The 25,947-nt window shown below is 67.9% G+C and carries 36 protein-coding genes; 1 reads left to right on the plus strand and 35 read right to left on the minus strand.

Translation table 11 applies throughout. The features are described from left to right. From ACWEJ6_RS44465 to ACWEJ6_RS44555, 19 genes are all read right to left on the minus strand, one after another. Positions 1-272 (minus strand): hypothetical protein (locus ACWEJ6_RS44465; RefSeq protein ID WP_452431480.1); only part of this gene is annotated, 272 nt, incomplete at its 3' end. Continuing rightward, positions 269-2,113 carry a hypothetical protein gene (locus tag ACWEJ6_RS44470; protein ID WP_452431481.1) on the minus strand — a complete coding sequence of 615 codons (1,845 nt, stop codon included), beginning with the start codon at positions 2,111-2,113 and terminating at the stop codon, positions 269-271. The genes ACWEJ6_RS44465 and ACWEJ6_RS44470, both read right to left, overlap by 4 nt. Positions 2,114-2,132: 19 nt before the next feature. Then, positions 2,133-3,842, minus strand: coding sequence for a hypothetical protein (locus ACWEJ6_RS44475; RefSeq protein ID WP_452431482.1), 1,710 nt, complete (start codon positions 3,840-3,842; stop codon positions 2,133-2,135). Between the two features lie 97 nt (positions 3,843-3,939). Further along, positions 3,940-4,464 carry a hypothetical protein gene (locus tag ACWEJ6_RS44480; protein ID WP_452431483.1) on the minus strand — a complete coding sequence of 175 codons (525 nt, stop codon included), beginning with the start codon at positions 4,462-4,464 and terminating at the stop codon, positions 3,940-3,942. A gap of 9 nt (positions 4,465-4,473) precedes the next feature. Continuing rightward, positions 4,474-4,917, minus strand: a complete 444-nt coding sequence (locus tag ACWEJ6_RS44485; RefSeq protein ID WP_452431484.1) for a hypothetical protein — start codon at positions 4,915-4,917, stop codon at positions 4,474-4,476. Continuing rightward, on the minus strand, positions 4,917-5,327 hold the full coding sequence (locus tag ACWEJ6_RS44490) for a hypothetical protein (protein WP_452431485.1): 411 nt from the start codon (positions 5,325-5,327) through the stop codon (positions 4,917-4,919). Before ACWEJ6_RS44490 ends, ACWEJ6_RS44485 begins: the two co-directional genes overlap by 1 nt. After that, positions 5,324-5,575: a hypothetical protein gene (locus ACWEJ6_RS44495; protein WP_452431486.1), complete on the minus strand. Its 252-nt coding sequence runs from the start codon at positions 5,573-5,575 to the stop codon at positions 5,324-5,326. Before ACWEJ6_RS44495 ends, ACWEJ6_RS44490 begins: the two co-directional genes overlap by 4 nt. Positions 5,576-5,612: 37 nt before the next feature. Beyond that, on the minus strand, positions 5,613-8,912 hold the full coding sequence (locus ACWEJ6_RS44500) for a phage tail tape measure protein (RefSeq protein WP_452431487.1): 3,300 nt from the start codon (positions 8,910-8,912) through the stop codon (positions 5,613-5,615). 166 nt (positions 8,913-9,078) lie between these two features. Then, on the minus strand, positions 9,079-9,624 hold the full coding sequence (locus ACWEJ6_RS44505; RefSeq protein WP_452431488.1) for a DUF7426 family protein: 546 nt from the start codon (positions 9,622-9,624) through the stop codon (positions 9,079-9,081). Positions 9,625-9,642: 18 nt separating this feature from the next. Next, positions 9,643-10,113, minus strand: coding sequence for a phage tail tube protein (locus tag ACWEJ6_RS44510; protein ID WP_452431489.1), 471 nt, complete (start codon positions 10,111-10,113; stop codon positions 9,643-9,645). A gap of 14 nt (positions 10,114-10,127) precedes the next feature. Beyond that, positions 10,128-10,565, minus strand: coding sequence for a minor capsid protein (locus tag ACWEJ6_RS44515; RefSeq protein WP_452431490.1), 438 nt, complete (start codon positions 10,563-10,565; stop codon positions 10,128-10,130). Next, the gene (locus ACWEJ6_RS44520) at positions 10,562-10,912 is read right to left on the minus strand and encodes a hypothetical protein (RefSeq protein WP_452431491.1); all 351 of its coding nucleotides are present in this window, start codon (positions 10,910-10,912) and stop codon (positions 10,562-10,564) included. The genes ACWEJ6_RS44515 and ACWEJ6_RS44520 overlap by 4 nt, the downstream gene beginning before the upstream one ends. 10 nt (positions 10,913-10,922) lie before the next feature. Next, the gene (locus ACWEJ6_RS44525) at positions 10,923-11,237 is read right to left on the minus strand and encodes a hypothetical protein (RefSeq protein ID WP_452431492.1); all 315 of its coding nucleotides are present in this window, start codon (positions 11,235-11,237) and stop codon (positions 10,923-10,925) included. Beyond that, positions 11,237-11,623, minus strand: coding sequence for a hypothetical protein (locus tag ACWEJ6_RS44530; protein WP_452431493.1), 387 nt, complete (start codon positions 11,621-11,623; stop codon positions 11,237-11,239). Before ACWEJ6_RS44530 ends, ACWEJ6_RS44525 begins: the two co-directional genes overlap by 1 nt. A gap of 77 nt (positions 11,624-11,700) precedes the next feature. Continuing rightward, positions 11,701-12,048: a hypothetical protein gene (locus ACWEJ6_RS44535; RefSeq protein WP_452431494.1), complete on the minus strand. Its 348-nt coding sequence runs from the start codon at positions 12,046-12,048 to the stop codon at positions 11,701-11,703. A 1-nt stretch (position 12,049) separates the two neighbouring features. Further along, positions 12,050-12,346 (minus strand): hypothetical protein, encoded by a 297-nt coding sequence (locus tag ACWEJ6_RS44540; protein WP_452431495.1) that lies wholly within the window; start codon positions 12,344-12,346, stop codon positions 12,050-12,052. Further along, positions 12,346-12,711, minus strand: a complete 366-nt coding sequence (locus ACWEJ6_RS44545; protein WP_452431496.1) for a hypothetical protein — start codon at positions 12,709-12,711, stop codon at positions 12,346-12,348. The genes ACWEJ6_RS44540 and ACWEJ6_RS44545 overlap by 1 nt, the downstream gene beginning before the upstream one ends. Before the next feature lie 13 nt (positions 12,712-12,724). Then, a complete protein-coding gene (locus ACWEJ6_RS44550; RefSeq protein WP_452431497.1) occupies positions 12,725-13,561 on the minus strand; it encodes a P22 phage major capsid protein family protein in 837 nt (278 codons plus the stop codon). Between the two features lie 16 nt (positions 13,562-13,577). Next, positions 13,578-13,946 carry a hypothetical protein gene (locus ACWEJ6_RS44555; protein WP_452431498.1) on the minus strand — a complete coding sequence of 123 codons (369 nt, stop codon included), beginning with the start codon at positions 13,944-13,946 and terminating at the stop codon, positions 13,578-13,580. A 422-nt stretch (positions 13,947-14,368) separates the two neighbouring features. Here ACWEJ6_RS44555 and ACWEJ6_RS44560 point away from each other — a divergent pair, with 422 nt between their 5' ends. Beyond that, on the plus strand, positions 14,369-14,737 hold the full coding sequence (locus ACWEJ6_RS44560) for a hypothetical protein (RefSeq protein WP_452431499.1): 369 nt from the start codon (positions 14,369-14,371) through the stop codon (positions 14,735-14,737). Here the strand turns inward: ACWEJ6_RS44560 and ACWEJ6_RS44565 are convergent. The 16 genes from ACWEJ6_RS44565 to ACWEJ6_RS44640 all read right to left on the minus strand — a co-directional run bounded on the left by ACWEJ6_RS44565 (position 14,734) and on the right by ACWEJ6_RS44640 (position 25,822). After that, entirely contained in the window at positions 14,734-14,940 is a 207-nt protein-coding gene (locus tag ACWEJ6_RS44565; RefSeq protein WP_452431500.1) for a hypothetical protein, read from the minus strand. The genes ACWEJ6_RS44560 and ACWEJ6_RS44565 overlap by 4 nt on opposite strands. Further along, entirely contained in the window at positions 14,940-17,030 is a 2,091-nt protein-coding gene (locus tag ACWEJ6_RS44570) for a phage minor capsid protein (RefSeq protein ID WP_452431501.1), read from the minus strand. The genes ACWEJ6_RS44565 and ACWEJ6_RS44570 overlap by 1 nt, the downstream gene beginning before the upstream one ends. Before the next feature lie 15 nt (positions 17,031-17,045). Next, positions 17,046-18,620 (minus strand): hypothetical protein, encoded by a 1,575-nt coding sequence (locus ACWEJ6_RS44575; protein WP_452431502.1) that lies wholly within the window; start codon positions 18,618-18,620, stop codon positions 17,046-17,048. A gap of 229 nt (positions 18,621-18,849) precedes the next feature. Continuing rightward, complete coding sequence (locus ACWEJ6_RS44580; protein ID WP_452431503.1) at positions 18,850-19,125, minus strand: hypothetical protein; 276 nt, start codon at positions 19,123-19,125, stop codon at positions 18,850-18,852. Positions 19,126-19,295: 170 nt separating this feature from the next. Continuing rightward, positions 19,296-20,591, minus strand: a complete 1,296-nt coding sequence (locus ACWEJ6_RS44585; RefSeq protein ID WP_452431504.1) for a PBSX family phage terminase large subunit — start codon at positions 20,589-20,591, stop codon at positions 19,296-19,298. A 9-nt stretch (positions 20,592-20,600) separates the two neighbouring features. Further along, on the minus strand, positions 20,601-21,017 hold the full coding sequence (locus ACWEJ6_RS44590) for a hypothetical protein (protein ID WP_452431505.1): 417 nt from the start codon (positions 21,015-21,017) through the stop codon (positions 20,601-20,603). A gap of 180 nt (positions 21,018-21,197) precedes the next feature. After that, a complete protein-coding gene (locus ACWEJ6_RS44595) occupies positions 21,198-21,410 on the minus strand; it encodes a helix-turn-helix transcriptional regulator (protein ID WP_452431506.1) in 213 nt (70 codons plus the stop codon). Then, on the minus strand, positions 21,407-21,577 hold the full coding sequence (locus tag ACWEJ6_RS44600) for a hypothetical protein (RefSeq protein ID WP_452431507.1): 171 nt from the start codon (positions 21,575-21,577) through the stop codon (positions 21,407-21,409). The genes ACWEJ6_RS44595 and ACWEJ6_RS44600 overlap by 4 nt, the downstream gene beginning before the upstream one ends. Continuing rightward, positions 21,574-22,257, minus strand: coding sequence for a hypothetical protein (locus tag ACWEJ6_RS44605; protein WP_452431508.1), 684 nt, complete (start codon positions 22,255-22,257; stop codon positions 21,574-21,576). Before ACWEJ6_RS44605 ends, ACWEJ6_RS44600 begins: the two co-directional genes overlap by 4 nt. Before the next feature lie 73 nt (positions 22,258-22,330). Next, positions 22,331-22,759 (minus strand): hypothetical protein, encoded by a 429-nt coding sequence (locus ACWEJ6_RS44610; RefSeq protein ID WP_452431509.1) that lies wholly within the window; start codon positions 22,757-22,759, stop codon positions 22,331-22,333. Continuing rightward, entirely contained in the window at positions 22,756-23,175 is a 420-nt protein-coding gene (locus tag ACWEJ6_RS44615) for a hypothetical protein (RefSeq protein WP_452431510.1), read from the minus strand. The genes ACWEJ6_RS44610 and ACWEJ6_RS44615 overlap by 4 nt, the downstream gene beginning before the upstream one ends. Continuing rightward, on the minus strand, positions 23,172-23,591 hold the full coding sequence (locus ACWEJ6_RS44620) for a hypothetical protein (protein WP_452431511.1): 420 nt from the start codon (positions 23,589-23,591) through the stop codon (positions 23,172-23,174). Before ACWEJ6_RS44620 ends, ACWEJ6_RS44615 begins: the two co-directional genes overlap by 4 nt. Before the next feature lie 72 nt (positions 23,592-23,663). Then, positions 23,664-23,876 (minus strand): hypothetical protein, encoded by a 213-nt coding sequence (locus ACWEJ6_RS44625; protein ID WP_452431512.1) that lies wholly within the window; start codon positions 23,874-23,876, stop codon positions 23,664-23,666. Beyond that, a complete protein-coding gene (locus tag ACWEJ6_RS44630) occupies positions 23,873-24,190 on the minus strand; it encodes a CHC2 zinc finger domain-containing protein (RefSeq protein ID WP_452431513.1) in 318 nt (105 codons plus the stop codon). The genes ACWEJ6_RS44625 and ACWEJ6_RS44630 overlap by 4 nt, the downstream gene beginning before the upstream one ends. Positions 24,191-24,207: 17 nt before the next feature. Then, positions 24,208-24,936, minus strand: a complete 729-nt coding sequence (locus ACWEJ6_RS44635; protein WP_452431514.1) for an ATP-binding protein — start codon at positions 24,934-24,936, stop codon at positions 24,208-24,210. Next, positions 24,917-25,822, minus strand: a complete 906-nt coding sequence (locus tag ACWEJ6_RS44640) for a hypothetical protein (RefSeq protein WP_452431515.1) — start codon at positions 25,820-25,822, stop codon at positions 24,917-24,919. The genes ACWEJ6_RS44635 and ACWEJ6_RS44640 overlap by 20 nt, the downstream gene beginning before the upstream one ends. Positions 25,823-25,947 lie beyond the last annotated feature (125 nt).

Below are 25,947 nucleotides of genomic sequence, written 5' to 3' on the forward strand. Positions count from 1 at the left end.
TCGCCGATCGTGACCGGCGGCCTGAGCTGTACCTCCGAGCCGTTGCCGCCCGGCCGGAACGTCAACCTGCCGCCCTTGATGTAGATGCGGCCATCCGTCGCGGGCATACCGCTGGTGTCGGGCGCGGCCATCCCGCGCATGGTCCACCCGGCGGACGCCTCGGTGATCGGCGGCCGGGTGCCGGACTTCGCTTCGAGGGCTTCGACGCGCTTCTCTAGCTCGCGGATGAGCCGGCCGACGTCGGTGGGGAGCGGGTCGAAACGGTTGCTCATTCGATGGCCTCCTGCGCGCCGATGAGCCGTGCCCGGTCCTTGCCGGACCGGCGCTGGGCGGGGATGATCTGCCAGCCGATCAGCCGCTGGGCCAGGTTGAACGAGGCGGCGCCGTTGGCGGTGATCGGGTAGCGCGGGTTGTTGAGGATGAACCGCACGTACTCGCCCAGGCTGGTGGGGCCGAGCGTGGCGCCCTTGCCCAAGATGACGTCGGCGGAGAACACCCTCGCCGCGCCGGCCGCCCGCGCCGCCCAGTACCGGGCGAACTGGGTGAGCGTCGTCGGGTCGGTCGACTGGGTGGGGTGCTGCAGGCGCCGGTCAACGATCGGCCAGCCCGCGGCGATGTGCGGGGTTTCGATCAGCGTGGACCGTACGGCGGTCGCCGTGGTGGAGGCGTCGGTCTGGGGTGTGCCGCCGACGACGCCCCACCGGGTGCCGCCGCGCATCGCCGATCGTTCCTCACGCCAGCCGGTGATATCCCCGCCGGTGCCCTGCCGCGCTTGGACGAACACGTGCTGGACGTCGGGGAAGTCGATGCGGGGTGCGCCGAACTCCAGGTTGCGGAAGATCTGTCCGCCGCTCACCCGGTTGTTGACGACGTACTCGAACCCGTTCTCCGACCGGGCGAAGTTCTGTAGCAGGTCGCCGTAGCGGTCGTCGACCTTGCCTGTGAGGTCGCGGTTCACGCCGGACGTGCCCTCTTGGAGGGTGAGGCCGATGTTGGAGGCGGGCGTCGACTGCATGTCCAAGACGAGCTGGCGGGCGGCGGCCAACTGGTCACCGCCGGCGAAGAAGTCCTCCGTGAGGCACACCTGCGCGAGGTAGCCGTCTAAGGTGCAGCCCTGCAACGACATGACGACGCCTTGGCGGGCGGTCTGCTCGGTGACGGCGGTGTGCAGCCAGTAGATCGGATACAACGTGCCGTTGCGCCACGGGTGCACCACCAGCCGGCCGGGCCCTGCGGACAAGTCAGCGATGTCGGCGGGGAAGATCTCGTTGTACCGCTTGGCGATGCCGCGGTTGGGCATCGGGAGCTGGCAGGAGAACTGGCCCGGCTCGCCGATCCGGTCGTCAAGGCTCGGGTCGCGCGGGTAGATGTCGCCAAAGTAGCTGCCGGTGAGCAGGTCGTGGACGGTGTACCGCCAGCGGGTCGTGCCCTTGGCCGGGGTGAAGGCGGGGAAGCTCGGCGGGGTCGGTGTCTCGTGCTCTGCGCCGGACGCGACGATGACCGTCAGGCCCGCCCCGTACGTGAGGGTCGCGCCCGACACGATGTGAGCGACCGAGCCGACAGCGGCGGTGGAGGTGACAGGCCGCCAGCACACCGCCCCGCTGACGTTGTCGGCGGACTGGATGTCGGCCAGTTCGGTGAAGCTGAGCGGATTTGACCAGCTCACCGTCGCGTGGTTGGGGATGCCGGCGGCGAACCGGATCTCCGCGCCGGAGGGGGTGGCCGGTGTGGCGGCCGGGGTGAGGATGGCCACGCTGTTGCTGAACAGCGCCGAGGGCACGACCTGGGGCGGGGTGGAGGCGGCGTTGGCGACGGGGACGATGACGACGGCGCCGTCAGCGCCGGAGCCTTGCGTGACCGTGTAGGTGGTCGGCTCGTTGGCGGTGGCCATCCGCCACCACACGTCCACCGCGCTGAGGTGTGTGGTGGGGCCCTCGACGTGGCCGAGCCTGGTCCAGGTGCCACCGCCGGTGATGTTGGCGATCCCACCGGAGTCCACCGTCAGAAAGGCCAACAGCGCGTGCCGCGGCGTCATCCCGATCGGGGCGTTGACCTGGAAGGCACCGCCGTTCGGGCCAATAGCGGTCTTCGGAGTGCCCGGGGTGGCCGCCATCGCGCTCACCCCCTTCCTGTTACTGCCAGGCGTGCCGCCATAGCGCGGTCGCCGGCGGTGCGCTGCCGCCCGCGGTCTCGTAGGTGAGCGAGGTAAAGCCGGGCCCGAGCACGAAGTCCGGGACGCCGATCGACGCGCCGGTCAGGTGGCGCATCTGGGAAGCGCCGTCGATCGTCGCGGTGCCGAGGAACACGTCGATCACGAGCTGCTTGCCAGCGGGCACGGTGAGGTTGAACTCCACGATCTTGACGTCCAAGGACCCGTCGGGCAGGGTCTGCGCGATCTCGAACAGCGGCGTCGTCGCAGGGCCCGGAGCGCGGAGCTCGAACCTGGGCGTGTCGGCGTTGCCGAAGTTGGCGACCTCGACGGTCTGGCCGTCGATGATGGTGGCGTTCCCGAGCTCGCGCGAGTACAGGCGCGGGTCAGAGCATTTGAACTGGGCCAGGAGCTTGCTGGTGAAGCCGAGCCGGTAGTTCTTGTCGATCTCGCCCGGGGTGCGGCGGATCGCCACCCCGTAGGCGATGTAGATGCGGTCCAGGATCTGCATCGCGATGGGCAGTTGTTCGTCCGCGCGCGGTTTGGGCAGGCCCTGCCGCCACGCCTCCATCGCCGCCCGCATCTCGTCGCGGGGGACGGAAACCTTGCCAGAGAAGATGATGTGCCTCGGCAGACTGTACTTCTCTCCGGGCATCGCCCCGTCTGAGGCGGGGTTGTCGACATCCCCATCGTCCAAATCCGGCATGTCGATGTCGGCTCCGACCAGGCTGTTCAACCGGTAGACGGTGCCAGACCCGATCCGGAACCCGTTGTAGGAGATCTGGCCCGGCCCATCGAGGTCGTCGCCCGGATTGACCGGCACGCTGATCACAGGCGCCGGCAGCGTCCACGGGAAGACCAGCGGGACCGGGGTGAGGTTGGCGTTCTTGTGGGTCTCGATTGTCGGCGCGGGCAGCGTCCAAGAGGCACCGACCAGGTTGGGCTGGACGTTCGTCGGCGGCGACGACCCGACGAAGATGTCCGGTATCGGCAACCCCCAGCTCGCCAGGATCGCGCCCGGTTTGGCGTTCAGGCCGCGCGAGATGGCCGGGGCCGGGACCGCCCACGCCGTTGTCACCGCGGCGGGGGTGACGTTGGCAGGCACCGACGTGTGCGGGGTGATCCGGACCGGAGCGCCGTACCCGATCGGCGCGCTCGACGTGGCGACGGCGGTGCCGGTGATGCTGGACTGCTGGCCGCCCCGCCCCGTCCAGTCCGGCACCGTCTGCGTGGTGTCGGCCTGGTCGAGCACCCACATGCCGACCGGTGACGAGGTCGGCCACGCCATCAGCGAGTGGGCCAGGTTCTCGATCTCGGAGTCGGTGAGCACCCGGTCCCAGGCGGCGACCGCGGCCAGGTCGGCGTCGGCTCGGTCGCCCATGAACCAGGTGGTGATCCCCGGTCCGGAGTCACCGAACGAAGCTGACCCGTTCTCATGCGTCCACACGCCGGTGGAGTACACGTACTTGTGCATCCTCGGCGTCGTCGTGCCGACGGCTTTGGTCGCAGCGACCAGTACCCACCCGTCCGAGGTGGTGACGGTGAACGTGCTGCTGCCGCCGCCGGCGGCGTTCCGCAGGCGGAGCACGTTCGTGGTGTTGACGATCGAGAGTTCCACGACGCGAGTGGCGGTCGCGAAGGCGGAAATGGCGGTCGTCAGGGCGCTGTTGTTGTTGCGGCGCAGCACCGCCACGAAGGATCCAGCCGTCGTTTGCGCGGAAAGCCCCGTGACCGCCGCCCCGATGGTGTCGTCGGTCCCGTCGAACGTTCTCGCCACGCCCGCTCACCCCCTACGCGGTCGTGTATTCGAGCGTGATCGCCAGGACTTCGATGTCGGTGGCGTCCACCGTGTCGGAGGCGTTGTCGGCCGCGCGAGCGAGGTAGACGACGACGAAGTCTCCGGCGGCCAGCGAGTCGGCGTTCGTCAAGGTGATGCTGATCTCGAACAGGCGGCGGGCCGAGGCCGGGACCGCCGTCGCGCTGGAGGCGTTGGCGGCGGCGAACGCCTTGGTGTTGACGTCGATCGCGTCGGCCGGGGTGACGGCCGCGATCCGGCCCTCGAAGATCGTGTTGCCGCTGGTGGCGCTGGTCTTGCACTGCACCTTCAGTACCGGCGTGGACCCGTAGTCGGAGGGCATGCGGAAGTTCCACATGACCTGCTCACGGGTCGCCGCGTCGAACGCGAACTGCATCAGGTACGGGGTCGGCGCCGCCGCGCTCGACTTGACGCGTTGGATGGCGGGGGCCGCGTTGGAGGCGCTGCCGTCCGGGAGGGTGGCGGCGCCGATGGCGAGGGGGATTGAGCCGGTAGCCATGGCAGCCTCCTACGGGGTGCAGTCGAGCACGGCGATACCGCTGGCATGCCACGTGATCAGGAACGTGCCGTCCTGGGTTTCCTTCGGCGCGCCGAACCAGACGGCGAGGAACAGCCGGTTGGACTTGGTGGGGAAGTAGTGGACGCCGCCCTCGGCGATGATCGTGCTGTTGTTGAGCTGCACGTTGTCGGCGTCGAACGTCATGCTGCCGGAGGCTCCGGTGATGGTGGTGTTGGCCAGGGTGGGGCCGCCCGCCGTGTAGCCGGTCCCGGAGGATTCGCCGGCGTTCCACGGCGCGGTGCCGTAGGCCATGTCCGAGGTGTAGTTCGGCGTGACGCTACTGCCCCACAGAGCGAACTTGCTGTCCTCCGCGTCCAGGTTGATCCCCAGGTTGGAGGCGTCCCACTGGTCGACGTGGGTGGCCACGAACAGGCCGGACGCAGACCACGCCATCAGGCACCCCCGGGACGCATCGTGCGGCCTCGGCCGCGCACGGGCTGGACATGGACGGCCGCGTCGCCGGGGCCGGGCGGCGGCGCGGACTGCATCGCCTCGATGTCGGCGATCAGCGGCCCCCAGTCGGCCTCCAGGCGCTTGATCTCCAGCTCGATCGCGGCCCGCACGCTGGCCTCAAGGTCGCGGGTGAGCTCCTGCCGCAGCTGCTTGATGCGGGCGACCGCGCGGATCCAGCCGCGGAACTGGCGCATCCGCTGCATCGCCGCACGCCGCGCGGCGAGCGTCTCTTCCGTCGGGTCTGCCTCGAACAGCGCCTTGGCCGCGGCCAGGGCCTCCTGCTCGTCGCCGCACGCCTCCAGCAGCTCCGCTTCCGCGCGCAGGGCGCGGGCCATTCTGCGCGAGGTCACTGGGTCACCACCCCCTTGGCGGCCAGGAGCGGGGCTTGGATGTGCACGTCCTGGTGCTCGCCCCGCTCCGAGGTCCGGTTGCGGGTGGTAGCGATGCACCCGGACTCGGTCAGCTCGGTGACGGTGCGGACCATGCGGCCGGCGTCGTCGCGCCGCTCGCGCTGCACCGGCCGGGACCGGCCCGTCGCCACCTGAATCGTTCGGATCTTCTCGGCGAACGTCAGCTCGCCACTGCTGTTTCCGGGCATGCGGGAACCGCCTTCCGTCGAGGATGAATCGAGAGGGTCAGATGGTGGCGAGGACCTTGTAGCCCATCTCCGTCGCCAGTTCGGGGATGTCGGCCTTCTCCTGGATGGTGCTGCCGGACATGTCGACCTGGACGACCACGCCGCCCCCACCCGACTGCTGGGCCGGTTGAGGTGTGTACCCCTGCAGGCCGGTGCCGGCGGTCGCGCCGACCTTGCCGTTGACCATGGCCATCGGCGCCGCACCGGGCTGGCTGCCGCCGACCATGCCGAAGCTGGCCAGGCTGCCTGCTGCCTTGGAGATGACCTGGTTGGCGACGTCCTGCATGGCGGCGACGGCGCCGGACGCGGCGTCGCTCATGCCGACGGCGAGCCCGTCGATGGTTTGCTGGCCGATGTCCGCCATCACCTGGCTGGGCGATTTGATCTTCAGCTCTTTCTTGATCGCCTTCACCAAGGCGTCGACGATCTTCTTCATCTCCTTGTCCAGCGCCTTCAGCGACTCCTGCAGCCCCTTCAGGTAGCCTTCACCAGCCTTTTTGCCGGTGTCGAACATCGCGTCAGCCGAGGCTTTTCCGAGCTTCTTGCTGGCCTTGTCGACGGCGGCCTGCGCCTTGTTCAACGCCTTGATCTCGGAGCCGTCCGAGCCGACCAGCATCTCGGCCCAGGTCGAGCCCTTCTCGACGCCGGCGTCGATGATCTGCTGGATGGTGGCCTTGTTCAGGCCACGCCGTGCCAGCTCCTTGATGTTGTTCGCGAAGTCGTTGATCGCGTGCGCCTTCGACTTCAGCTCGTTGGCGAGGTCACCAGCTCCGGCAATGTCTTCGGTCTTCAGGCCGGTGATGCTGGCCCACTCCTTCGCGTCGCCCGCGACCTTCTTCGCGTACTCCTTCGCCTCCGCCAACCGTTTGACCAGGGCTTCCCTCTGCAACGCGAGGTCTTCGAGATTCTTGTTGCCCATCTTGATGAAGTCGAGCAGATGGTCGGCCACGTCAGGCTTCGACTTGAAGGCCGTCTTCACCATCTCGACCATCTTCTCGATGGTCGACTTGACATTGCCTTCTTCCTTGGTGATGCCGAGGATGAGGCCCTCAACCGTCCACTTGCCGATCTTCTCGAACTCCTTCGACGGCGAGTGGGAGTCGATCGCCCTCTTCGCGGCATCGATCAGGGATCGGCCGAGCCCGGTCACGGTATTGGCGGCGTCTTGGATCTTCGACTGGACGCCGTTGATAAGCCCCTGTACCAGGTCCTTGCCGGCCTGGAGTAGCCAGGTGCCGACGTTAGCGAAGAACCCCTTGATCTTGGTTGGCAGGTCCTTCAGCCAGGCGACCAGCTCACCGGCCTTCTTGGTGGCGCCAGACTTGATGCCCTCCCAGGCGTCGACGGTCTTGGCCTTAAGGTCGTTCCAGCCGGAGACGAAGAAGTCCCGTACCTTGCCTGGCACGGACTGCAGCCACGAGACGATCGCGTCCACCTTCTCAGCGATCCCGGACTTGATGTTCTCCCACGCCTCTGACGTATTGGCCTTGAGGTCGTTCCATCCCGAGACGAAGAAATCCTTGATCTTCCCGGGGGCCTGCCCGGCCCAGTCGGCGATCTCGCCAGCCTTCGTGCTCAGCCAGGAACCGATGCCGTCCCATATCTCCGCCGTGGTGTCCGAGACGGACGTCCACAGCTCGGAGAAGAACGGGCCGACGGTGCCGCTGAACCAGCCGCTCACCTCTGCCCAGCTATCATCCCAATCCGCTGGGGACGGGAAGTTCGCCTTGATGACTTCGAGGGCGGCCCCGCCCACGGTTGAGAGGGTGTCCTGCCAGCCGCGAGCCCACCGGTCAGCATCGGCGGCCGATGTGTCGCCGAGCGTTTTGCTGGCGGTGTCGACGGCGTTCTTGAAGTCCCCGACGGTCGTCTTGGCCTTTTCCAGGTTGAGGGCGTTGATCGATCCGGCCATGTCTTCGGCCTTGGTGCCGAACAACGCGACGGCGAGCTGGGACCGCTTCGCCGGGTCCTCGACAGCCCCCAGCTTTTCCAGGATCTTGCCGAGCGCTTCGCGAGCCTTCGGGCCGCCCTTCGCGAACGCCGAAGCCATGCCGTCGGCGTTGAGGCCGAGCTCCTTCAACGCCTTCGCCGCGCTCTTGTCCTTGACCCGGATGTCGAGCTCTTTCAGAGCGTCAGCGACGGTGTCGGAGTCCCGTGCACCGGCCTTGAGTCCTTGACTCAGCAAGCCGAGAGCGTCCTTGCCGGATAGGCCCAGGTCGCGGAAGATCGTGGAGTACTCGCCGAAGGTGTCGAGGAGGTCGTCGCTCTTGTTGACGCCTTCCTGTTGGCCGCGGATGAGGATGTCGAAGGCATCTTCGGCGTTCTTCGCTAGGCCGGTACGCAGCATCTGGGACACGGCCGCGATGACGCCGCCGACGTCCTCATCCATGACCTTGCCGACAGTCAGCGCCCGGCCGGTCATGTTCTTGAGAGCGTCGTCGCCGAGCTTGCCCGCGCCGTCCATGTTCTGCAGCACCGAGGCGAGCGCGTTGGTGACCTCTTCGAGGCTTTCGCCGTACGCCGACGCGTACAGCTCGCCGGCGATCCGGCCGAGACGCTCTGACTCCTTGCCGAACGCTCCGACGCGCACGGCGAGGGTGGCGAACAGGTCCGCACGCTCCAGGGCCGTCTGGATGCCCTCGATCAGCTTGTCGCCGATCGCGGCACCGGCGCCGGCTGCCAGTCCGATCGCGCCCATCTTCAGGCCGCCGAGCAGGTTGGAGCCGATGTTGGCCATCCGGCCGCCGCCGCCCTTGCCGCCCCCGCCGTCCTCGACGCCGTCGCCGAACTCCTTGCCTGCCTTGCGGCCGTGCTCACGCGCCTTACGAGGGACCTCCTTCAGCCCGTCCTCCAGGCCGTCGGTCAGCTTCTCGCCCGCCTCCTTGCCGGCCCGCTCGGCAACGTCGTCGGCGCCGTCCAGGCCCGCGCGGAGACCATCCACGGCGTCCTGTCCGCCGCGCCGGGCGACGTCGTCAAGGTCGGCGAACGCCTCCTCGATGGCGGCGTCGAGTTCGGCGGCGAACCGGTCAGCCTCGGCGTCCATGTCGGCCAGGGACGCGTCCAGGGCGGCTTCGAGACGGTCCAGGTCTGCGATCGCGGAGGCGGGGTCGAGGCCATCGGTGATAGCCTGCTCGATCTCCTTCAGCGACCGGGTGACTGTGCTCTCCATGGACTGCATGGAGCTGGTGGTGGACGACTGCAGGGACCGCATGTCCGAGGCGATGTCCTTGGTACCGCGCTGGAAGTCCTTGCGGTCGAGCTGGGCGTAGGCGACGAGCTCGCCGACGGTGAGTGCCACGACCGATCACCCCCTGATCAGTCGTAGTCGTCAAAGGACACGTCGGCCGCGCGTGCGGTGCTGGCCTGTTCTTCGTCGCGGGCGCGGAGAGCGCGGAAGAGGCGGGTGCGGGGTTCGGAGAGGAGCCCGATTACGCGGACTCTCAGCCAATGGCCGGTTCGCTGCTTCAGGAGGCCGGGCTGCCCGAGGTCGACCCCGTACGTTTGGTGGAGGTCCGCCTCGACGAGGTTCCAGCGTTCGAAGATGTCCGCCCACGTGATCCCGGCGCCTTGATCCGGGTCGGGGTCGTACCACTCTCGGAGTCCGGTGTTTGGGTCGACGGGTCCTCCGCCGGGGTCTCCGTCGGCTCGTCCGTCTCCGACGTCGACCGTCGTTTTGGGACGCCGCCTACCCACACCTTCATCGCCTGCTCCTCGCCCTGGACATGCCAGGCGAGCGCGGTGAGACCGCATCGGCGGATCTGATCCATCACAGCCTTGTCGGCGACCAGCTCGTCATAGACGGGGCCGAGGCACCGCTTGTGGAGAGTCATCTCCGACTTGTCGTCGACTTCATCGTCGTCGTTGCTGGTCGTGAACCGCTTGGAGATCCAGGTCCAGGTTTCGGCGTCCACGGGGGGCACGCTGTAGGTCTTCACTTGACCGCTCGGGAGGGGCACGGGCAGGTCGAGGCTCTCGCCGAGGGAGGCGTCGAGTTCAGGGAAGCGGGGCATGGCTCGGTTGCCCTCCTGTCAGGCTGCGGGGTTGGTGATGGGAGTCCGCTTGCCCTTGCCGCCGAACGTGACGTTGAAGGGCTCCAGCGCAGTGACGCCCCCGCCACCGCCGCCGTACTGGACGTTGACCCGGCCTTGCCAGGCGTCAGGGGCGCCGTCGCGGCGGTAGTAGCGGATCTCGATGTCGGAGCCGACACCGACCAGGTTGCCGGCCTCCAGGACGAACTGCTGGCCGGGGTCGGGGACGAAGGTCACGTCGTTGGAGGCGTCGCGCTTCCGCTTGCCCTCCGTCTCCAGCTTCCATTTGCGCTGGGTCGTCTCGTCACTGCCCCAGCCCTCGGAGTCGAAGTCGCTGTCGTCTTCGAGGGTGGTGTCGATGGTTTCCTTGAAGCTGGTCATGCCCTTGAGCGGGGTCCACACCGGTGACCCGGAGGTCCCGGTGTTGACGTCGAGGGCCCAGGCCGAGGCCAGGAGCGAACGGGTGGTCATGTGGTCTCCCTGGTTTATCCGGGGCGGTTGCTGGTGGGCCGGTGTACGAGCAGGTGGTAGGAGTCGGCCCGCTCCCACCGCTGATTGCCGTCCACGCCCATCGGGGCGTTGATCCGGCGGGTGCACAGGAGGATCCCGGCCGCCGGGTGCTGCCAGCCCTGGAGGGCGTCGAAGCAGGCGTCGGCGATGTCGTCCACCACGCGCGGGTCGGTGGTGCCTCGGATGCGCAGCTGGACGCCTTGGGTGCCGTCGGTGTTGACCGGGTCGTCGGCGAACTGGTCGACGCCGTACGCGGCCAGGGCGATGGCTCGGTCCGGCGAGGTGGGGAGGCGGCCGAGGGTGATGGCGGTCTCCGCCGCGGTGTACGGCGGCCCGGACGGGCGCCACACGCCGGCGCCGGCAGCGGCGAGCCGTTCGGCGACCTCGGCGAGGATGTTGGTGGTCCAGCTCACCGGAGGATCCGCCGGATCTCGGCTGCGATCAGCTCGGCCATCACACCGCGCTCGGCGACGGCCGGATCCTCCAGGTACTTCGCCTTCCGTCCCTCGTCGTGACGGAGGGACAGGTCCTCGTGCTGTCGGACGGCGTACGGGGTGTCGAAGGAGACTGCGCCGATCAGCTCCGCCTTGTCCACGGAGACCGTGCCGGACCGTTCGAGCGTGCCTTCCTCGTGCGGCACTTCCTCCCGCGACTTCTGCAGGAGGTGCTCCAAGGCGACCTTCAGGCCCTTCACCGCGCCGGCTTCCATCGCTTTGTCGATGGGCCCGAGGTCGAGCTTCAGGTCGGAGCGCTGCGCCATGGAAGCCTCCTCACTGGCATGCGACTTCCAGATGATCCGGGGTCGGGAGACCGCCGCCGTCCTGGCGGGCGGACACGATCGCGTAGGTGGTGCGGCCGTTGACGGTCACCCGGCTCCCGGCCGGGCAGATCGCATCGAGCCGCATGATCACCGTCGTCTCCGAGACGACTTCAGCGCCTTCGGCGTCCCGCACCAAGCGGCGCTTCTCAGCGATGAACCCCCGCTCGACCACCTGGTCGGCGAACTCCGGCCCGTACGGTCCTTCGCCTTCAAGCGCTTCGACGTACACCTGGTGGCGCAGCAGCCAGGCAGGGAGCGTGCCCATCAGGTGTACGTCCAAGGCGGGTGGCCGGTCAGTCCGGCCTGCTGCAGCACCATTAGCGTCTGGGGAGCGGGGCGGATGGCAGCCGAGCCTCCGCCACCCGCCCCGCCGCTCTGGGCCCGGCCGAGGGACACGGTGGCGATGCTGACGTTCGCCCACTCAGTGGCGGCGCCGGTGCCGTCCTCGATGCCGGACGCTGTCCAGGCTGCGGCCTGCTCGATCGTGGCGTCTCGCAGCGCAGCCTGTACATCGACGTCGTCCACGTCATAGACGGCGCACAGGAGCACCTGATCGACGAGCCTCGACGCGCGGGCCAGGAGGAGGTCGATCCCGTCCGGCGCAGTGGTGCCGGTGTAGGTCGCGTAATCGCTGCTGGTGGCGTACGCCATGCCGCCTCCCTCGCTGGTTGTGTGCGGGCGGGCGCACACCCTCCACAGCCCTCGCCCGCCCGCACGATCGTGGACCCCTACTTCGGGGTGATCTCGACGACCTCGTACGTCACCGATGTGGGCAGCGAGATGTCGATGTAGACGGACCCGTCGTCCTGCGTGTAGGCGCCGGACCACGGCCCGAACCACTTCGTTGCGCCGGCAGCAACCGCGACCACCCGGTCGGCGGGGGCGACGCCGTCTACTGCGGCGGCCGGCCCGAACTTCTCGGTGACGTTGACGCTCGCGCCACTGCCGTTCGTGACCCGGAGGGCCCGCTTGCCGCCGGACGGGATCGCGATCCCGTCCACCGTGAACGTGGCCGGTGTGACGGCAACGCCGGCCGTGCTGGGGACGGTGGGTGAGGTGATGACGACGCGCGCCATGTCAGCCCTCCTCGTCGGCCGTCATGCGGCCGTGTAGCTCGATGAGGTCGTTCTTGGTCATGGCCTCGGCGTCGTCCGGGTCCATGCCGTTGCGGACTGCCCAGCCCACCCATTCGGCCTTCGAGGAAGCTCTGGTGAGGCTCGGGGCCTCCTGCTCGACGGGCTCCTCGTAGGGGCTGCCGTCCTCGTTGACGCGCCTCAGGTAGCCCTTGACGACCTTCTCCTGCATCACCTCGGGGAGAGGCAGGGACATCTCCCAGATGGTCCCGCCCTCGCCCCGGTAGAAAGCGGTCGCCATCAGGTGTTCCTCGGCACCTTGAAGGCGGTCACGGTCATCGCCGCGGACGTTTCGACGATGAGGGACCGGTCGGACTGTAGGAACCGGCCGGACTCGAACGGGCCGATCCACTGGGTCGCGCTGTTGGCCACGGTGACGGTGAGGTCGCCGAGGCCGGCCGCGAGCGCGGGCGGGTAGGTGCCGGCCTTCACGGTGGCGGTGCCGGAGCCGCCCGAGGCGTTGGAGATGCGCAGGAGCGTCTTCTCCGGTTCGGCGTTGGCGATCTGGCCGCCGTTGCCCGCCCCCGACGTGACGGAGGTGCCGGACGGGTCGGCGAGGTTGGAGTTCGCCGCCAGGCTGCTGTAGGAGACAGCGGTACGAGCCATGAGTCAGGTCCTCTCAGCTCTTGGAGGCGGTCAGGACCGCCATCGAGTCGGGGCGGATCAGCTTGGCTCCGTACACGTACAGGCCACGCATCCGGTCGGCGAACCTGGCTTCGCTGCGCAGGGCCTCGGTCTTGGTGACCTGCTCGGCGAAGGTGAGCGCGCTGGGGACGCCGGCGATGACGGCGTAGTCGTCACCGGTGATGAGGGGCGCGTTGTTCGAGGTGTAGATGTCGAACCCGGCCGCCCGGCCGACGCGACCGTTCAGCAGCGGCTCGGTGGAGCCGGACTTCTCGGCGTTGATGAAGTTGGTGTTCTTCTGCAGCAGGCCGTGGTACCACTCCGGGATCACGACGCGCCTGTTGGCCTTGGGCACGTTCGCCTCGGACAGCTTCACGCCGAGGTCGACGAGCGCGTTGTACGCCTTGTCGCCGTCGGTGATCGCCGTGGTGGAGATGGTGTTGGCCGCCTGGACCGAGGTGTAGAACCCGGCCAGGTACTGGTCGACCACGTCCGCGAGCGCGTACGCGGCTTCCTGCATCGCCTCGGGGACGACGTTGCCGCGGGCCTGGGCCATGTCGACGTCGTCGACGGAGAACGCCCAGTACTTCTCCTGGTCGACGACCAGGGTCCGCTGCGCGTCGGTCAGCTCCTCGTAGGAGATGTCGGCGTTGCGGGTGTAGCTGTTGATGGTGGGGCGGGAGACTGAGGTGATCCGCACGGTGTCACCGGCTGCCTTGATCTCGCCCTCGTAGTCGCGGTTGGTGAACGCCTCGGCGTACACGTGCGACTTCTTCAGGCTGGACAGCAGGAGAGCGGACCAGATCTCCGGCCGAAACCGTGTGATCGCCATGATGTCCTCTCAGGGGTTACATGAGGTGTCGGAGCTTGCCCTCGCGGTACGCCTTCTCGATCTGGTCGGGCGTCATCCGCTGGAGCTGCTCTTCGGTGATGGGTTGGCCTTCGCCGGGGGCGCCGGTGAACTCTCCGCCGGAGACGGCGGGAGCGGGCGGCGGCTCGGCTGCGGCCGGGGGCTGCTGGGTTGCCATCCACGGGTTCGCGGCCAGGATCTCGGTGACCTTGGTCGTGAGCTGGGTGGCGAAGTCCGGCGCGTTGGGGTCGAGCTCGGTGGCGGCCTGCTGGAACGGGATCGAGCTGAGCAGGGCGTGGCCGTTGACCCCGAGGGTGGGGGCGGCGGCGAACGCGTGCTGGGAGACGACCGCCGTACGGGCGCTCACCCTGTACTTCGCGGACTCGCCGCGTAGATCCTGGATCTCCTTCTGCGCCCACTGCGGGAGCCGGGAGATGTCCCGCGTCCCATCGTCTACCGGCTGCTGCTGAGCAGCGGTCGGGGGCGGCGTGGGGACGGGCGGGGGCGGCGTCCACTGCGGGGCGGCCGGCGTGGGGGCCGGTGCCTGCGGTGCTGGTGCCGCCGGTGAGGTAGGCGCCTGCGGGGCAGGAGCTGGCGCGGTGGGCGCGGGCTGGCCTGCATCGGATGCGGGCGGGGTGGGCATGGACATGCGGACCCTCCAGGGATCAGCGAGATTGGTGCTCGGCGCCTGGCCGAACAGGGTTTGGACCGCTCCGGGCGATCCATTTCGGGCATCCGTCTACGTCAGAAACGGACGGAAGTTCGTGGTGGGGCAATACGGTGCACGCCATGCGAAACACCGTGATCGCCGCCGTGCTCGGCGTGCTCGCCCTCGCCGGCTGCTCGACGCCCAACAACTCCGCGCAACCGTCAGCGTCAGCTAGCTCCGAACCGCGACTGGTGTCGAAGATCCCGAAGCCGGACACCGACCAGGCGGAGAAGTTGCTCTACGGGCTACGAGAGATCAACCCCGAGCTGGACCGGGCTCGGTCCATCGACCGGGCTCGGAACGTGTGCTCCTCGCTGCTTTCCGGCATCACCCGCGCGAAGATCATCGAAGGGGCGCGGATCCGGTTCGAGGGTGGTGACGTCGAGATCAGCGACGCGGACGCGCAGAAGATCGTGAAGCTTGTCGAGGACGGCGGCTGGTGCCGTTAGGCGGGGCGGATCACGGCGTACCCGTTTGACCAGCCGCCCGCGACCAGCGCCTCGTACACGGCCGGGTCGGTCCCGCCAGGCGTGCGCCTACGCAGGGACTCGACCACGTCGCGCGCCTTCCCGGTGTCGTAGACGAGCTGGCCGGCGTCGAGGCGGATGGTGTCAAGGACAGTGTTGTCGGAGACGTCGATGAGTTGCAGCATCAGGTCAGTCTCCTGATCGTGCCCTTGGCGTGCGGGGCGATCGCGTCGAGGCGGGCCATCATCGCCTGCCACCAATCGTCGCGGCCGAGGGCCTGGAAGTCGCTGCGCAACTGCTGGAGTCGACGGCGTGCCTCATCGATGTCTTCGGGTGAGAGGTCGTTGTCGATCCAGTCGCTGATCCCGGCTGACCCGGGGCCGGCGGCCTTCATGAACAGGCTGCCGAACTTCCCCTGCCCGTGATCGACCGGGAGGGGGCCCGTGAGGGGCTCGCCGGTGTTGTCCATGAATCGGAAGGCCAAGCCGTGGTCAATGCTGATCAGTCTGCCCTTGCGGTGCAGCCAGTTGCCGCCATGCCGGTCCGGGTAGTCGACCAGCGCGTCGAGGAACGCCATCCTCCAGCCGTCATCGCTGGTGAGGTAGCCCTTCGGTCGGCCGCCTCGCTCGGCAAGTCGGCCTTCCATGAACTCCAGGTACAGCTCCTTGGGGCCGACACGATGGACCTTGGGCGCGGGGACACCGAGCGCGCGGGCCACCTTCCCACCAAGCTCCTCGGCGTCGGCCTGGTCGACGGCGTCATCGGCAATGTGCGTCCGCTTGACGACCTTGTGGACGACCTTGGAGCCGTCCTTGAGGGTGACGAGGCTGGTGTCGCCGTACATGCCGCCCGACAGCGTCTCCCGCGAACGCTCGCCCTGGGCGATGCGTTCGGCCAGCGTCTGCTTGGCCGATGCAGGCTTCGGCGCAGGCTTCGGCGCGGCCTTCGTTGGCTTGGCCGGTGCGGGCTTCGGCTGCTTGGCCAGCGCCGGCGGCTGTGCCGGCTTCGGCGCAGCAGGGGGCGGTGGCGTGCTCCGCTTGGGCGGAGTGCCGGCATCGGGGCCGCCGAGCGGGAGCGTGTCCTGGATGGGCGGCTGCAGGTCCTGCACGGGCCCGCCCTTTGGGCCGCCCTGCTTGGGGATGTTGCCGGCGCCGATCTGCTCCCGGTAAGGCAGGCGCTTCAGCTTGGGATGGGCAGCGAGGTGGGCCCGTAGAGCCGCCTGCGCGGCGCGTACGCGGGCGTTCGCTTCCTTCTTAGCTTCGGGAGTGAGCGCACCGAGGGCCTTTTCCTTCTCGGTCCGGATCTTGCGTTCGAGGGCGCGCTGCTTCTGGCGGGCCTTGTCGCCTTCGGGGTCGGCGGTGTTCTTCTTCAGCGTGGTGACCCCGGGCAGGTAGGCGGACGCGCTGTGACGGCAGTTCGGGTGGAACAGGCCGCGGCTCATCGCCCCTTGGAGGGTGTCCACCACGTTCACCGTGACCATGTGGTCGTCCTTGGTGGCGTGCTCGACCTGAATCTTGCCGATAGGGCCGGAGCTGCGGGCCAGCACCTTGCTCTCGAACGGCCTACACCTCTTGCACTCCTGCGAGTTGTCGGAGATGTAGACCAGGTCGATGCCGATGGACTCCAGGCGGTCGGTCTGGCCCTGCACGGCAGCCCTCTGGGCATTGGTGCGGGCCAGCATCTCCACGTAGCTGCTGAGCTTCCAGCGGCGGCCGGCGCGGTCGGTGAAGTCCACGATGCCGCGATCCATCAGCCGTTGCCACGCCGCCTGTGACGCCTCTCGGCGAGTGAATGCCCCGGAAGTGATGCGGGCCGCAGCCCCGGCCTGAACCGCTCGGTAGGCATCGACAGGGGCGCGCAGGATGTTCATGTCCACCCTGCCGACGTCGCTGTGCAGAGCCGCGGCGATGTTCTCGATCACCCTGGCGTTCGGGATCTCGCGCAGAGCGTCCCGCGCCTCCTGGCCGATCCCCGACTTCGGGAACCAGTCTGCCGGCAGGTCGGCCACTGCCGCGTCGCCGCCGGATCGGTAGGCGCGGGCGATGGCCTCCCTGATGACGCGCGCTCGGGTGGCTTGCAGCGAGGCCAGGATCAGTCTGCCGCTGGCCTGGAGCTTGCGGATCGCGTCGAGCTTGGTCTCCTCGAACGGGGACGGCAGCGGCAGATCCGCGCGCAGACGTTGAGCTACTGCCGTGATGAGCGCGGATTCCACCTCGCGGTACAAGTCCGCGACCGTGCTGGCGATCTGGTCGAGGAGGTCCTGGTCGACAGCCACGGCGAGACCTCCTCGCTACTGCTGGGGTGGCCCGTCCTGGCCTTCGCCCTCCAGGCCGGGTCCCGTCATCTCCTGAGGGAGTGCGAAGGGGTCCTCGACGGCCTGCGACGCCTCCTTGATCCGGTCGACCTCCTCCTGCACCTCGGTGTCCTCCCAGTCCGGATGCAGCAACCGGACCTTGATCTCCGTAGAGACAGCCTCGGCTTGGGCGAGGAGGTTGAGGGTTTCGGCGAGGGCTTTGGGGTCGGTGGCCACGCCGTCCGGCCATTCGAGCGTCGGACGGTCCGGAGTGACGCCGGAGCCGAAGAAGACAGCGTCGATGGCGAGCAGCGCGACGAGAGCATCGCTGACGCCCCGCTTGTTGTAGCCGATCTTCTTCGCCCTGGTGGTGAAGCTGCGCTCTTGCCGTGCCATGACTTCAGTGGCCGTCACGGCGACGTCGCCTTCACCGCCGAACGTCTGCACCGAGTAGCCGGCACCGCGCACCGCCTGCTCCAGCCAGTCGGCAGCGGTGGCGCGGTGCTCTTCGTGCCGGATCAGGAACTGCTGAGGGTGGATCAGCATGCCACCCTCTTCGGACATCGCTTCGATGCCCTCGTACAGCTCCTGCTCCAGGTCGAACGTGGCACCGTTGCCGCGGCCCTGCGACTGCAGGTAGGCCGTGGGGACGATGAGGCGGGCCTTGGCGAGCCGGATGTCGCGTCTCCACGAGCTGTACACCTCGTCGAGGCCGTCGAGCATGGGTTCGACGCCCTGGATGTCGGCTCGGCCCAGGTAGGCAGCGGCGGGGATGTTGCGCCAGATCCGGTTGGGCCTGATGTTAGGGATGTACGACGCGGTCAGGAAGGGGATGCGGGTCTCGACCGCGCCCTGGGCGTTCACGACCTCGGCGAGGTGGGCTGTGGCTTCGTGCTCGGCGAGCGGGATCATGTGGCCGAGGTCGTCGCTGTCGCCCTCGTACAGCCCGTGGTAGATCGCGCCGACCTCGTGGCGTTCGAGGTGGCGGAGCACCTTCTGTCCGTCGTCCTCCACGATGCGCCAGAACGTGACCGCGACCAGATGCCCCCAGCGGAACTCGGGCACCGCGGCGTCGGGGTGGACGGACGCGAGCCAGGGCCCTTCTGGGCGGAGCTTCTTGTCCCAGCAGACGCGCTGGAAGACGCCGGAGAGGCCGGCCGCGATTTCGGCAGACTCCAGCAGCGTGGAGTGCAGTCCTGAGTTTTCGATCAGGGTCTCAAGGCGGGCCTGCGTGGTCTTGTCCTCGGACGTGATCGAGATCATTTCGCCGTAGAGGAGGTTCGCGGAGGTGGCCGCGATGTCCGAGGCAAGGGGGACGTGGAGCTTCGTGCGCGGCTGAGAGTTCGTGGGTCGTGTACCCCAGAACCAGCGTTCGAGCTTCTTGCCCACGCTCGCACGCCAGCCGCCTCGCTCACTGGCGAAGAAGCCGGTGCTGTCCTCGGTCCTCTGGCCGCCGTAGACGCCGGCGAGGGCATCAGGATCACCGGAGTACCAGGCGCTCCATTCAGCGAGCTTGGGTGTGATCTGGGCGAGCGCGGGAGGCGGCCAGGTGCCGCCGCTCGGCAGCGGCATGGGTAACCCTCCGTGAGGTAATCGAAACAAGACGCAAAGGGCGGGGAGGAATTACCGTCCGCCTCGTGATTCTCATCCAGTGCCGATACGGCGACTCAGATGGACATGTAGGCCGGTACGACCTGGACGTCGATGGTTGCGTGACCGTCGGCTGGCAGAAGTACCTCGTTACCGATGAGAAGGTCGAGACACCGCAGGGAAGGGCTAGCGTGGCCCGCTTGATCTGGGACTAGGCCGGCTGGGTGCCCGCTCCCTCAGGCCAATCTGCAGGGGGCGGCGTCCATCCGATAGCGATGAGAGCGTCCCGGCTCTTGTCCGGGATGACCACCTGCGCGTCAGTTTCCAGCTCGACGATCCCCACGACGATGTCGAGGGACAGATTGCCGTGGCCGTGAACGTTCTGGGTCAGGGTGAAGCCGCGGACTCCCTTAAGCGGGATGTCGTCGACTTCGACGGCGCCATTTCCGTTGCCGTCTGTCGATATGCGGATCTTTCGTCGTGCCATGAGTGCTCCAAGGCTCGGAATGGGCTACTCGCTGGTAACGGAACAGAACGCAGGGTCTGTCAGGTGAGCGTTTGACGTTCTTGCAGGTCAACGCGCTGTGCCGAATTCGGGCCTCAAAGGTGAGGAGAAAGCTGCCCAGATGTCCGTTCATACAGCCGTCATGCGTCCGTTTATGCAGCCTCGACAGCAGCCGGCGCGATCTGCGACCGCCACAGCGAACGAGTCGAATGGACGGCGTAGCGCAAGCTGTCGAGCGAATGGTCATCGACCTTCATCGGCTCGTCGAGGCCCTTGTCTGCCGCGTCGTCATCCCACGAGTACGACGGGAACTCCTCGATCAGCGCTTCGCACGACCGGTGTACGTACAGCCGGCGCGACGCCAGGAGGTTCGACACGGTCCGGATGCCGGGCAGCACCTCGTTATTGCCCGGGTGGGTAGTAAGCCCGTCGTAGTGGAGCTGGGCGCGGAAGTCGGCCGCGCTCGGGTCCACGACGACGTACTCAGGCCGCACCCCGCGGACCTGCGTGCCCGGCACTGGCACCTGTTCGAGCCAGGCCCGCAGACGAGCCGAGTACTCCAGGTTGGACAACTGCTTGCGTGCCCGCCGGGAGTCGTAGCGGTACTCGGCGACGACATACAGGTTGCGGTCGACGCCGAGGCCGACCAGCGTGGCCGCGAACGGGTTGATCGTGCCGTGGTCCACGCCGAGCGATATCCAGCGGGTGATGACCGGGACCACGTCGACAACGTGGACGTCGTCGTCCCACATGTCGAAGACGGCGCCCTCGGCGAGGACCCATTCTCCGAGGATGTAGCGGCGGTAGAACAGGCCGACGTTCTCGCGCTTGAGGTCCTCGACGTACTCGGCGGGCAGGTTCGGGTTGTCGGCGAGCTGGAAGCTGAACCGGTGGATGTCCAGCGCCTCAGGATCTTCCGACACCAGGACGCGACCGTCGCGGGCGAGGTGGAGCCGCGCCCGGGAGAGGTAGTCCTTCATCAGCCAGTGGGTCTTGGCCTCAGGGTTCGTCGTCCCGAACCATTGGGCACCCTCGACCGACAGGCGGGTCAGGAGCATGGCGAAGAACGACTTGGGGAACGTTGTGAGCTCGTCGCAGTAGGCGCCGGCGAGCGTCAGGCCCTTGATCTTCTCGGCGGCGCGTTCGTCGTTCGCGCCTGCGGTGTAGATCTTCCGGCCGAACAGCTCGACTTCGCCGACGCCGGCCCGGTAGTTGCAGCGCTTGACGCCGACCATCTCGATGATCGGGTCGATGATGTTCCGCTTCAGAGTGCGCTCGGTCTTCCCGGCCATGAGCAGCGGGCCGGGAGGTCCTTCGCGGACGTACTTGAGCCAGCGGAGGATCGAGGACACGGTCTTGGAGGACCTGACCGCGCCCTCCCACAGGTTGCCGCGCGCTGTGGACAGGCGGATGGACTCGCGCTGTTTGCCGACGAGAGGGGCAAGCATGCGGCCTCCCTACTCGCCCATCATCGCCTTGAGCCAGGCGTCTACGGCGGTGAGGCCCTGAGTGTCGGCGTCGTACCGGTCGAGAGCACGATGCTTGTCGATCATGATGCCGAAGGCGACCGCAGCGTCCCGGGCTGAGGCTTCAGGGAGCGCGGCGAGCATCTGCTGGAGTGCGGCACGCGCGCCCTTCAGGGTCTCCAGGGCGATGGCGGCGCGCTCGCTGGCCGAGTCGGCTACCGCCGCTGCCGTGGCCTTTTGCGTCCGTTCCCGAGAAAAGGGCTCCTCGATGCCGTCGGCTTTGGCGAGGTTGGAGACGGTGGTGGTGCTCACGTTGTGGTCGCGGGCTATCTGGCCGCGGCTCTTGGTGCCGGCGCGGATGTCGTCGAGGATCGCGGAGCGCTTTTCGTCTGTGAGGCGAGGAGGCATGGTCACCTCGCTCTTGGTTGTGCCGGGCGGCCAGCGGCGTGCAAACAACCGGCCGCCCGGAGATTGATGCGCACGAGCTCCGCTCGGGGGGACGTCGCCCGTGCGCAAGTCTCTGGAAATGCGAAAAGCCCGGCGCGGGCCGGGCTTTGGGCGCACGGGGTCCATGCGCGGTTTGATCTCTCAGTCAGAGTAGCACTGGTCTGACCTCCTGCGACGTGTTCGATCCCGCTTTTTCTCGGCCTCGAAGACGTCCTCCAGCCGGAACAGCTTGGTGCGGCCTTGCTTGGTTGCGTGCTTGAGGTATCCGCGGGAGACCCAGTTGTAGATGGCCTGGCGGGTGAGGCCGGTCTCGGTGGCGGCCTGGTCGGCGGTGTACAGCTCGTCCAGGTTCATCTGCTCCTCCTACGCCGGCGGTATTCGGTCTTGATCCGCTGGGAGGCCGGCCAGTGGTAGCGGATGCCGACCCATCGGTAGCGTTGCCGGGCTAGTCGTTCAACCTTCGGGGGCTGGGTGGCGAACCAGGCGCGGGCGAAGCTGTACGGCTCGTTCGTCTCGGTCATCCGACTACGCCGATCCCTTCCTTGAGGTTGGCGGCGAGCCAGGGCCACCGCTCGAAGGGCCAGACGTGGCGCCAGGACTCCTCTCGCTGGCAGAGGCATGTCTCGTCGTCGCAGCGGCATCCCCGGTTCACGCAGGCGACCGTGGCACGTTCCGGGAACGCCCTGAGGCTGATGCTGTCGCAGTGGAGGCAACGGGCTGTGAGCCGGACGACGGGTTCCTGCTCGCCGAGGGCGATCCGTGCGGCCTGGCGGAGGCGTGAGGCTTCGGCGTGGACGTGGTCGGCCAGGTCCTCGTGAAGGTCGATCCGGTCGAGGAGGTTCACCAGGCGGAGGATGCGGTCCCGTGTGCTGCCGCACTCGATGGGAGTGAGTTCCAGGACGTCACATGCCGCCTCCTCCAGCTCGGCGACAGAGACAGCGATGTGCGCGCGGGCGTCGAACACCGACAAGTCCATGGGTGCCGGCGCGTTCCCGAGCGCCTTGTAGCCGAGGGCGAGGCTCCGTTCTTTCGCCTCTCGTTCGGCTACGGCTTGGGCGTCCATGAGGGCGCGCTGCTCAGGGGACAGCTCGCGCTGGTTCCAATGGCGGCGGCGCGTGGTGCTGGGGACGAGGGCGCGGTCCAGTTCTGGCAGGTAGTCCCTGAGTGCTGCGAGGTGGGTGTAGGTGAAGTCGCTCCGCATGTGTCCCCCTGACGTTCGTTGAGCTGCTCGGGTGGGAGGGCCTGGACGACCGGTAGCTTCCAGGCCCGGTTGGTTAACCTCGGCTGGCCTGCCAGACGGCGGTGGCGAGCCCGTCGTAGAAGCTGCCGAGGCCGTACATGGCGAAGACCCGGTTGGGCAGGTCCCAGCTCAGGAACTGCTCGCCGTAGTCACGTGCGAAGTCCCTACGCAGGTCAGCGCCGTTGACGATCTCGAACTGGTTGCCGTGGCCGTTGGCGTGCATGAACGCGAGCAGCCCGAGGAAGCTGTCGGCGTCCAGGTAGCGAGTGGCCTCGGCGTGCGCCTGATCGGGGCGCGAGTACTCGTAGAAGTCCGCGACCAGGTCCACCTCCGTCTTGGGGGCGCCGTGCTCCAACCAGGCGATCCCGGCCTGGTAGCCGGCGGCGAACTCGCGGGTGAGGTTGCGGGCGGTGTCGTTTAAGTGGAACGTCTCGGCGCGGGGGGCGAGAGGGGCGATGGTCACCGGCTGGCTCCCATGTTGAGCGCCGTGGCGCAGGCGTTGGCGAACCCGAGGATGTAGCTCTGGTCGAAGCTGACGGCGAACGCCCTCTTGGGCCAGGCCGGGTAGTTGGTGCCCTGGGCGGCATTGATCTCGGCCATCTCCTGCTCGCCGTCGATGACCAGCAGCTCGTTCGGGCCGCCCCGGTGGTAGTCGATGAAGCTGGGGTACTCGTCGGCGTTGAGGTGGCGGGTTTCGCAGCCGGTGGGGCCGCCGTCGTGCAGGTCGCGCCAGATGCGGGCGACGGCCGCCACCTCGTGCTTGGGCGGGCTGGTGGCCAGCCACAGGATCGCGGCGCGGTAGCCGTCGGCGTGCTCGTGCAGGGCGGTCTTGGCGAACTCGTCCAGGTGGAAATTCGGGTCGGGCTTGAGCATCGTCACGAGGTGGGCTCCTTGGCGGTCTCGATGGTGCGGTCGATGGAGACGCCGATCGGCTGGCCCTGCTCGTCCGGAGCGAACCCCTCGACGACCTTGACGGTCAGGTGGAGCTGGGCCTTGTCGGCAGCGATGTCGTCCACGAGGTCGGCAAGCTTGCGCAGCGACCAGGTGACGGAGTCCAGGTCCTTGAGGAGGACGCGGCGGGTGAACAGGTCGAGGGTGATGCCGTTGAAGACGAGGTCGAGGCCACGAATGATGTCGCTGAAGCCGGGGCTGATGGCGTCGGCGCAGTCGGGGCATGTCCACTGGTCGTCGTGGAAAGCGGCGTATGCCCTGATCTCGTACACCTGATGGCAGCGGTGGCACTCGCCGTCGGCATCGCCGTGGAAAAGGCCCAGCTCCATGTGGGTCTCAGTCATCGCAGCCTTTCGGGTGTCTGGCATCCTTGGGGTGCCCGCCCCTGCTAGACCCAGGGGCGGGCATTGTGCTGTTCACAGCGCAGTGAGGTAGACCGCGAGGTCCTTGAGCGCCTGCGGTTCGAGTGCGGCGCGGGCGCGGGCCATTTCCTGCTGCTCGACGAGGTGGTCGAAGTGGTGTCCGATGCCGCCGTTGCGCCAGCAGCCAGGGCAGCTGTGCTCCGTGGGGTCAGGGCGCATGTCGTGGGTGCGCCCGCCGCCCGGCCTGGGGATCTGGTTGGCGCTCACAGTTCCGCCTCCAGTTGGCGGTACAGCCGGGCCACGGCCTGCTTGAAGTCGAGTTTGTGCAGCCGCTTGACGTAGTCGAAGACGTCGCCGCCGTCGTTGCAGCCGAAGCAGATCCAGAGCCCTCGGGTGGGCAGCACGTTGATCGTGTGGCTGGGGTCGTCGGGGAAGAACGGGCACAGGCCCTCCCAGCGCCTGCTCTCGGTCTTGTGGAGCGGCTGCCTCTCTCCGATGACGTGGGCGATCGGCGAAGCCTGGCGGATGAGAAAGATCTCTCGATCAGTGAACGGCTGATCTTCGGATAGGGCGTTAGACATGGTGTTCCTTCCTGGGACTAGGCGCTCTTGCGCCGGTCGGGGCCGGTCATGGGGACGACCCGGCAGAACTCGGCGAAGCGAGAGGCGACGCGCTCGCCCACCTGCTCGGAGAGAGCGCGAGGCGGGACGTTGCTGGTCACGATGAGGGGCAGGGCGTCGGCGTAGCGCTGATCGACGATCTCGTAGAGCTTTTCGCATGTGAACTCGCTCGGCTTCTCCGCGCCGATGTCGTCGACGATGAGGAGTCTGGCCTCCTGGCTGTCGAGGATCGGCTGTCGGCCGTTGTCGTTGCTGGGCCGCAGTTCGTCGAACAGCGTGGTGGCACGGATGAACTTCACGGTGGGCGCGAGCCGTCGCTGCACGCCGTAGTTCTCGCTGACGCGAGCGCCCGCCGGGATGGTGAGCGTGCGGAAGCACCAGGCGGCCATAGCCCAGTACGCCTGATGGGTCTTCCCGGTGCCCACGTTGCCAGCGAGGTAGAGCCCTTCGGCCTGCTGGCCCCTCGCCACCCAGTCGGCGACGGCGGGCAGCAGGTCGATCGGCTTGCGGAACCGGACGGGGATCATGTCGATGACGCCGGTGGCGATGTGCTCGCCGGCACAGCCAGCGCATCGGACAGCGCCGAGGTGGCCTGACTCGGTGGTCACGTTCGCCCAGCCGTAGCCGTCGCAGCCGTCGTGGTGCGGCGGCAGCTCAAGTCCGCGGAAGAGGTTCTCGGTGATGGTGTCACCCGAAGTTACAGTCATTGAAGTCTTCCTCTGTGAATTGGTTCGGGTTGGCGCCCGGCGCCGAGGGGCGCGATGTGGAGCGCTGTTGTTGGCCGGCGGACGCGCCACGGAACCCGCGCGACTTGAACTCCAGCTGGCCGTACTGCTTGCGGAACTTCGGCATCGCGTGGAGGACACCGCGCCAGAACGGGTCACGCTGCGACCAGTCGAGGACGTCGAGAGCGTCCTGCAGGGGCACCTTGTCCTTGTCGAGGAGGAGTCGGGCCTCGGTCCGCCACTCGTCCGGGACCGTGTCCGGGCGGCCGTGGTAGTCCTTCTTGATCGCCCACTCCAGGAGTCGTCCGCAAAGCTGCTCGACGTCTTCGCGGGGCGGGGTGTCGGCCTTCGGCTTCTTCGACTTGGAGGAAGAAGGTTTTTTCTTCTCTTCTTGTTGAGGGGTATGAGGGGTAGGGGTCCGGGTTTCCCGGACGCTGGGAGGGCAAAACCCGGATGCTGAGAGTAGGTCTTGCTGCTCAGGGTCCGGGTTCCCCGGATTTCCAGCGTCCGCGTTTTCCGGGTTTTCCGGATGCTGAGAATGGGTCCGGGATTCCCGGATGCTGACGTCCTCTTCCCGGCTCTCCAGCGGGGCCATCGGCCGGATCCGGAACTCCGCGTGCTGCTGCTTCTGGCCGCGCTTCACCCGCTCGATGGCGCCCTTGTCGATGAGCGCCTTGAGGATCGCCGCCCGCTCGCTCCTTCCGGCGCGTAGCCGCTGTACGACCTTCTCGTTGCCCTCGACGCCGTTCCAGAGCAGCCGGGTGCGGTCGTTGGCGTCCTCGGCCAGCACGAGAAGGGCGTACCGCTCGCGCGGCGTCAGGCTGGCCGGGGCGTGGTCGAGCGCCTCGACGATGAGGCGGATCCCCATCAGACAGGCACCTTGATCTGATTGGTGTGGTTGGGCACCGCGTCCCCACTCGCTTTTCGTCCTTGGTTTTGGGTAGGGCGAACCGCCCGGCGACCGATCTGGACGCCGGGCTGCATGCGAGCTGA

The organism is Nonomuraea sp. NPDC004702 (assembly GCF_053601695.1).

Bases quoted from the DNA above. Each gene is read 5' to 3' on its own strand.
- ACWEJ6_RS44630 (WP_452431513.1), bottom strand. From the start codon at position 24,190: ATGTCTAACGCCCTATCCGAAGATCAGCCGTTCACTGATCGAGAGATC.
- ACWEJ6_RS44495 (WP_452431486.1), bottom strand. From the start codon at position 5,575: ATGCCCGGAAACAGCAGTGGCGAGCTGACGTTCGCCGAGAAGATCCGA.
- ACWEJ6_RS44560 (WP_452431499.1), top strand. From the start codon at position 14,369: ATGCGAAACACCGTGATCGCCGCCGTGCTCGGCGTGCTCGCCCTCGCC.
- ACWEJ6_RS44575 (WP_452431502.1), bottom strand. From the start codon at position 18,620: ATGCCGCTGCCGAGCGGCGGCACCTGGCCGCCTCCCGCGCTCGCCCAG.
- ACWEJ6_RS44520 (WP_452431491.1), bottom strand. From the start codon at position 10,912: ATGGCGCAGCGCTCCGACCTGAAGCTCGACCTCGGGCCCATCGACAAA.
- ACWEJ6_RS44505 (WP_452431488.1), bottom strand. From the start codon at position 9,624: ATGCCCCGCTTCCCTGAACTCGACGCCTCCCTCGGCGAGAGCCTCGAC.
- ACWEJ6_RS44535 (WP_452431494.1), bottom strand. From the start codon at position 12,048: ATGGCGCGCGTCGTCATCACCTCACCCACCGTCCCCAGCACGGCCGGC.
- ACWEJ6_RS44585 (WP_452431504.1), bottom strand. From the start codon at position 20,591: ATGCTTGCCCCTCTCGTCGGCAAACAGCGCGAGTCCATCCGCCTGTCC.
- ACWEJ6_RS44470 (WP_452431481.1), bottom strand. From the start codon at position 2,113: ATGGCGGCCACCCCGGGCACTCCGAAGACCGCTATTGGCCCGAACGGC.
- ACWEJ6_RS44595 (WP_452431506.1), bottom strand. From the start codon at position 21,410: ATGAACCTGGACGAGCTGTACACCGCCGACCAGGCCGCCACCGAGACC.
- ACWEJ6_RS44620 (WP_452431511.1), bottom strand. From the start codon at position 23,591: ATGACTGAGACCCACATGGAGCTGGGCCTTTTCCACGGCGATGCCGAC.
- ACWEJ6_RS44510 (WP_452431489.1), bottom strand. From the start codon at position 10,113: ATGACCACCCGTTCGCTCCTGGCCTCGGCCTGGGCCCTCGACGTCAAC.
- ACWEJ6_RS44540 (WP_452431495.1), bottom strand. From the start codon at position 12,346: ATGGCGACCGCTTTCTACCGGGGCGAGGGCGGGACCATCTGGGAGATG.
- ACWEJ6_RS44550 (WP_452431497.1), bottom strand. From the start codon at position 13,561: ATGGCGATCACACGGTTTCGGCCGGAGATCTGGTCCGCTCTCCTGCTG.
- ACWEJ6_RS44600 (WP_452431507.1), bottom strand. From the start codon at position 21,577: ATGACCGAGACGAACGAGCCGTACAGCTTCGCCCGCGCCTGGTTCGCC.
- ACWEJ6_RS44580 (WP_452431503.1), bottom strand. From the start codon at position 19,125: ATGGCACGACGAAAGATCCGCATATCGACAGACGGCAACGGAAATGGC.
- ACWEJ6_RS44590 (WP_452431505.1), bottom strand. From the start codon at position 21,017: ATGCCTCCTCGCCTCACAGACGAAAAGCGCTCCGCGATCCTCGACGAC.
- ACWEJ6_RS44480 (WP_452431483.1), bottom strand. From the start codon at position 4,464: ATGGCTACCGGCTCAATCCCCCTCGCCATCGGCGCCGCCACCCTCCCG.
- ACWEJ6_RS44565 (WP_452431500.1), bottom strand. From the start codon at position 14,940: ATGCTGCAACTCATCGACGTCTCCGACAACACTGTCCTTGACACCATC.
- ACWEJ6_RS44635 (WP_452431514.1), bottom strand. From the start codon at position 24,936: ATGACTGTAACTTCGGGTGACACCATCACCGAGAACCTCTTCCGCGGA.
- ACWEJ6_RS44485 (WP_452431484.1), bottom strand. From the start codon at position 4,917: ATGGCGTGGTCTGCGTCCGGCCTGTTCGTGGCCACCCACGTCGACCAG.
- ACWEJ6_RS44545 (WP_452431496.1), bottom strand. From the start codon at position 12,711: ATGGCTCGTACCGCTGTCTCCTACAGCAGCCTGGCGGCGAACTCCAAC.
- ACWEJ6_RS44525 (WP_452431492.1), bottom strand. From the start codon at position 11,237: ATGGGCACGCTCCCTGCCTGGCTGCTGCGCCACCAGGTGTACGTCGAA.
- ACWEJ6_RS44530 (WP_452431493.1), bottom strand. From the start codon at position 11,623: ATGGCGTACGCCACCAGCAGCGATTACGCGACCTACACCGGCACCACT.
- ACWEJ6_RS44640 (WP_452431515.1), bottom strand. From the start codon at position 25,822: ATGGGGATCCGCCTCATCGTCGAGGCGCTCGACCACGCCCCGGCCAGC.
- ACWEJ6_RS44605 (WP_452431508.1), bottom strand. From the start codon at position 22,257: ATGCGGAGCGACTTCACCTACACCCACCTCGCAGCACTCAGGGACTAC.